General features: G+C 48.1%; 5 protein-coding genes. 3 read left to right on the forward strand and 2 right to left on the reverse strand.

From position 1 onward, the window contains the following. Positions 1 to 73: 73 nt before the first annotated feature. Positions 74 to 607 (reverse strand): 2-oxo-4-hydroxy-4-carboxy-5-ureidoimidazoline decarboxylase, encoded by a 534-nt coding sequence (gene uraD, locus B6A39_RS06700; RefSeq protein ID WP_083002915.1) that lies wholly within the window; start codon positions 605 to 607, stop codon positions 74 to 76. A gap of 198 nt (positions 608 to 805) precedes the next feature. On the opposite strand from uraD, the gene B6A39_RS06705 reads away from it, so the two are divergent. Continuing rightward, positions 806 to 1,672, forward strand: coding sequence for a hypothetical protein (locus tag B6A39_RS06705; protein ID WP_083002918.1), 867 nt, complete (start codon positions 806 to 808; stop codon positions 1,670 to 1,672). 539 nt (positions 1,673 to 2,211) lie between these two features. Continuing rightward, positions 2,212 to 3,039, forward strand: coding sequence for a POTRA domain-containing protein (locus B6A39_RS06710; protein WP_083002921.1), 828 nt, complete (start codon positions 2,212 to 2,214; stop codon positions 3,037 to 3,039). Positions 3,040 to 3,066: 27 nt separating this feature from the next. On the opposite strand, the gene B6A39_RS06715 is transcribed toward B6A39_RS06710, so the two are convergent. Next, positions 3,067 to 4,229 (reverse strand): IS3 family transposase gene (locus tag B6A39_RS06715; RefSeq protein ID WP_156886207.1). Its coding sequence is split into 2 segments (ribosomal slippage): positions 3,067 to 3,956 and positions 3,956 to 4,229, totalling 1,164 coding nucleotides; the frame shifts between segments, so codons are not numbered across the junction. A 53-nt stretch (positions 4,230 to 4,282) separates the two neighbouring features. Between B6A39_RS06715 and B6A39_RS06720 the strand changes: the two genes are divergently transcribed. Beyond that, on the forward strand, positions 4,283 to 5,332 hold the full coding sequence (locus tag B6A39_RS06720; protein WP_232318768.1) for a ShlB/FhaC/HecB family hemolysin secretion/activation protein: 1,050 nt from the start codon (positions 4,283 to 4,285) through the stop codon (positions 5,330 to 5,332). Positions 5,333 to 5,344: the final 12 nt, after the last annotated feature.

Raw genomic sequence — 5,344 nt, forward strand, 5'->3', positions numbered from 1 at the left:
AGCCTCACAGCCTGAAGGGCCGAGCACCACAGGTCAGGCTGAAAGGAAAATACAAGCGCTAAGCGCGTGAGAATTACGCTGCCTCGGCCGCACGCATGTGCAGGCGAAAGCGCGCTATCTGGATGATTTGCTCAATAGCGGTTTGACGCTCGGTAGCGGCGTCGTTTTCAAGACGCTTTTCGAACGCATAAAGGATGGCGTGTCGATCAAGCCCTTTAACAGCAATCACGAAGGGGAAGCCGAACGTATCTTGATAGGTCTGATTCAGGCGTTGAAAGCGCTCAAACTCTTCAGTTGAACACTGATCTAGCCCTGCACCTGCCTGCTCACGGGTGGAATCCTGGGTTAGCTCACCCGCCAGAGCCGCTTTCCCGGCAAGGTCTGGGTGAGCACGAATGACAGCAATTTGCTGATCAATATCAGCACGTTTAAGCACATTGCCCATGCAGTCAGCTAGTACATCTGGGTCATCGTGTTGGTCGGTAAACCCCTGTTTCCAAGCGGTTTCGGCTACCCAGGGTGAATGTTCAAAGATGTCCCCGTAATGCTCAAGAAAGGCGTCTAAGCCGAGGCGGCTGGGGCGAGCTGATTTTAAAATCCGCGACATTGTATTCTCCATTTGTATTTGTTTATCTGTTTTATTGTATACAATAAATATGTCCAAATGTACTCTAGGAAGTGCCGTTTCTGCAAAAAAATCGCTATCGCATCCGTGAGAAGCGGGCATAACGGCGTTAGAAAGGCCTTTACAGAGGGGCTCTTAGAAAGATGTCTAAAAACAAAATCAAACAACAAAGGGTTTTGCATGTTGAAGAGCAAACGAGCAGTGACAACGTATCTGGCGATAGGCGTTTCTCTTAGCGCTATCTCGGTAAGTGCCCAGGCAGCGACATGGAGCGATACGTTCGTGGGTTATCGCTATGGAACGCAGTTTACCGAGCCGAATAACCCAGAGAATATAGAGAAGCATATTCTTCAGTTTACCCATGTTAGTGGTTACTCACTGGGCCAAAACTTTTTAAATCTGGACGTGCTTCAGTCCAGTAGCCAAGACCCCGCCAATAACAGTGATTCAGGGGCGACTGAAGCCTATTTGGCATATCGGCATCAACTCCATGGGGGCGGCGTATTCAATGAGCCCATTGCTTTCGGGCCCGTCAAAGACATGGCGCTGACATTTGGGTTTGACCTAAACACCAAAAATACTGGCTTTGCACCACGTAAACGTCAGCTAGTGGTGGGGCCAACGTTTAAATTTGATGTGCCGAGAGGTTTTGTGGATCTAAGTCTCTTCTATAGCCGTGAGTGGAACCACTGCGGCTTGACACCTTGTGGACTGCCACAAAATCAGAACAGCATTTCGTTTGATCCCTATTACCAAATTAACTTAGCCTGGGGTCTGCCGTTTGAAGCGGCGGCGTTACCGCTAAAATTCCAAGGGTTCTATAACTACAACAGCGAAAAAGGAGACGATTACTTTGGGGAAGCGACCGAGCCAGAGCAGTTAATGCGCACCTCGTTGATGCTAGACGTCGGGCAGGTTGCCTGGGGCGCGGAAAACTCCCTATGGGTAGGCATCGGTTATGAGTATTGGCGCAACAAATTCGGAAACCACAGCCAACCGGGGGTCGATACCGATGCCATGACCTTTAATTTGGAGTGGCACTTCTAAAACCAACCACCGCTACTGGTTTAACCGATACCCCTTGGCTTGAAAGTGCCAAGGGGTATTTTTTTATGTCTCAGGTGCTTCTTGACTAAGAGCGTTTGAAGAGATAGGCCATTATTTTTTGTGAAGCAGTGGTTTTTAATCGGGCGATTGTTTATTGAAGTTTTACATTCCTGCGGGTTGGTATACAACAATATTAATGCTTATTAATGTCGTAAGTGGTTAATTTTTCCTATATGTCAGTGTTTAAATATAGTTGTTGATATATGTGTCGTAAAAGTTTTGTTTTTTATTAACTATTGTTCACGTTATTGATGGTGTGCTTTTCCTTGGTGTTAGATAGTTATATTGTATATTGGTTAAGGTAGGTTTGGGTAAAGGTGTATTTTTAATGTTAAATTCGGTAAAGATGTCTCGTGGTTTTAAGTTTTTACTGAGCAGTTGTTAAGAATAGTAAAATTTTACTTTGTGATTGATGAAGTGTGAGAAAAAGAGTAAGGGATGGATTGGGATTTTAGTGTCTGGAAAAGGAGTTCCTCGATATGTCTGTTAGGGATAGGTTGCTTACAACTAAAATGAAGGTAAACGTAGTTATTAAGGCTGCTGACGTTTGGTTTTTCGATAGGGATATCGCGGTTAAAAATAATTATCAAAAATTGAGTTCTTGGTGTCCTGTTTACTTAGGAAGGGCTTGTTTGTGCCTGTTTTTGATGTGTGTTGCAAGTAATGCAGCCGCACAGAGTTCATTGGATCTTGACAACGAGTCCCTGCGCCAATTTCGGCAGGAGCAAGAAAGATTAAGGCAGCAGCGCGAGCAGCTTCAGCCTCAGAGCGATGTGCGACTATCTCCCCTGCATGATCCCAAAGTTCCGCTTGTTTTCCCTGCGACAGAGACGCCTTGTTTTGAAATTAGCAGTATCTCTCTTAATGTTATTGACAGAGGGAGTCGGGACTGGGATTGGCTATATGACTATGTTGATGACCCTCAAGATAGTCAGCCAGTGCTTAGTCGCTGCTTAGGAGCTCAGGGGGTAAGCGTCATTATGGCTCGCCTGCAGCAAGCGTTGGTTCAGAAGGGCTGGACAACCACACGCATTCTTGCGCCCCCACAAGATTTGTCGTCTGGAGAGTTGCGCCTAGATATCTTAGAAGGCGTGATTAGTGATATTCGCTTTGCGGAGGAATATGGTCAGCGCGCGACTCTTTTCAATACCATTCCAACCCATGCTGGTCGGGTTCTAAATTTGCGCGATATTGAACAGGGACTTGAAAATTTCAGACGTGTGCCAACAGTTGAAGCTGATATCTCGATTGAGCCTGGTGAAGAACCAGGTCAAAGTGAACTGATAATCCGCCACAAGCAGGCTTGATGTGGCAACAGTCTTCCGGACATATTTTTAAGCAGCTACTGGTAGCGCTGACTCATAGTCCACTGGACTCATATAGCCATTGCTGGAGTGCAGCCGCACCCGGTTATAAAACACTTCGATATACTCGAAGATGACTTGCTTCGCTTCAGCCCGTGTCTTGAAGTCTTCATGGTGAACAAGTTCCGTCTTTAGCGTGTGGAAAAAGCTTTCTGACGGGGCATTATCCCAGCAATTTCCCTTACGGCTCATACTGCACCGATAACCATGTTGCGTCAGCAGCTGCTGGAAGTTGTCCGATGCATACTGGCTTCCGCGGTCGCTATGAACCAGTAATCCGGCATTAGGCCTACGCTTCCAAATCGCCATGGTAAGCGCATCATTGACCAGCGAGGTCGGCATGCGACTATCCATTGACCAACCTACGACAGCGCGCGAATACAAGTCGATAAACACCGCCAGGTAAAGCCACCCCTCCCGTGTCGGTATGTAAGTGATATCCCCCACATAAGCCTGATCGGGCTTCTCCGTGGTGAAGTGTCGATCCAGCAGGTTGGGAGCAACGGGTTTATCATGTTTCGAGTTCGTCGTTGCCCTGAACTTGCGCCTTGTTTTGCACGCCAAGCCTTCCTCCTGCATTAATCGGCCAATGCGACGCCGACTGACTGATTCATTCTCTTCCGACAGCTTCTGCTGGAGACGTCGCGTCCCATACGTCGCTCGGCTGGCTTGATGGTGCTTATGAATGTTGGCCTTCAACGCTTCATCTCGCTGGTTTCTCAAGCTGGGCGGCCGTAATTGCCACTCGTAATAACCGCTTCGAGAAACGTCAAACACCCGACACATCAGAGCGATGCTGAATTCGCTCTGATGGTGCATGATAAAGGTGTATTTCAGCGTGATTCTTTGGCGAAGAAGGCTGCCGCCTTTTTTAACAGTTCCCGCTCCTCCTTGAGTCGGGCATTTTCACGACGCAGCTGTTTTAGCTCCTCATACAGATGCACGTCATTTACCTGCTTACCGGAGCCTGGCGGTGGTTCGCCGTGAAATTTATTGATCCAGGTATGCAGTGTATTGACGTTCACCCCCAGTTCTCGGGCGGACTGGGCAACTGGCTGATTCGATTCTATCGCCAGTTTGACGGCACCTTCTCTGAATTCGTCGGTATAAGAATTGGTTTTCTTCTGAGTCATGACACACCTCTATAAGCAGGAGATATTACCTGCGTCTGTGTGTCCGGGAAACTATAGCCACTTCAGCTTTTCCTTTCAGAGTACATGCATCGGTTGATGATTCAGGCAATGAAAGCACAGGAAAATACCAAGGGGCTTTTACACTCAGCTACGATAACCTTTTGACACTAAGCGACCTGTTCTACATTACTCTGCAGTCTGAATTAGGAGGTAAAGACCCCGGAGACCGAGGCAACTCTGGGCATGCTTTACATTACTCCGTCCCCTGGGGGTACAGTCTCCTGTCATTCAATAGTTCTAGCTCTCGATATCATCAAACTATTGCTGGTGCTTTTCAGGACTATGTTTATTCGGGTACAAGCGATCAGCACGATGCACAACTTTCGCGTGTCCTTCAGCGTGACCAAGCAGGTAAAACCACAGGCGCTATACGTGCGTTTCACCGGCGCTCAAACAACTACATAGATGATACGGAAATTGAGGTGCAGCGTCGTGCTGTATCTGGGGTGGATATCAGTCTTGGTCATCGTCGTAGCGTGGGCCCGGGGGTGTGGGAAGCAGTCCTCACTCATCGTAGGGGCATCGGTGCATGGGGGGCATTGCCCGCCCCCGAAGAAGCATTCGGTGAAGGCACGTCACGTATGCGAATGTGGTTACTGAATGCCAGTGTGAGTATTCCTTTTGATTTTGTCCATCAGCGTTGGAACTACCACGGTAGCTTTCGTGGACAGTGGCATGAAACCCCTCTAACTCCCCAAGATCGATTTTCTATCGGTGGACGTTATTCCGTGCGCGGCTTTGATGGTGTGAGCATGCTCAGTGGTGACAGTGGCCTTTTATTGCGTAACGAAGTTTCCATGCAGCTTGGTCGAAGCCCCTACAGCGTGTACTCAGGGTTAGATTGGGGGCGGGTCAGCGGACCCTCTAATCAAATGCAACTGGGTAACGAAATGGCTGGGGCGGTAGTGGGTCTGCGTACGCGATGGAACACGGGGCCAGTGCAAAGCAATGTCGATCTTTTCTTAGGTCAGCCACTTCATAAACCTGAGGGGTTCAGAACCGCCAGTCAGGATTACGGATTTAGTTTTCATATTCAATTTTGATACGAGAAAACA

It is taken from the genome of Halomonas sp. GT (assembly GCF_002082565.1).
Classification (GTDB): domain Bacteria; phylum Pseudomonadota; class Gammaproteobacteria; order Pseudomonadales; family Halomonadaceae; genus Vreelandella.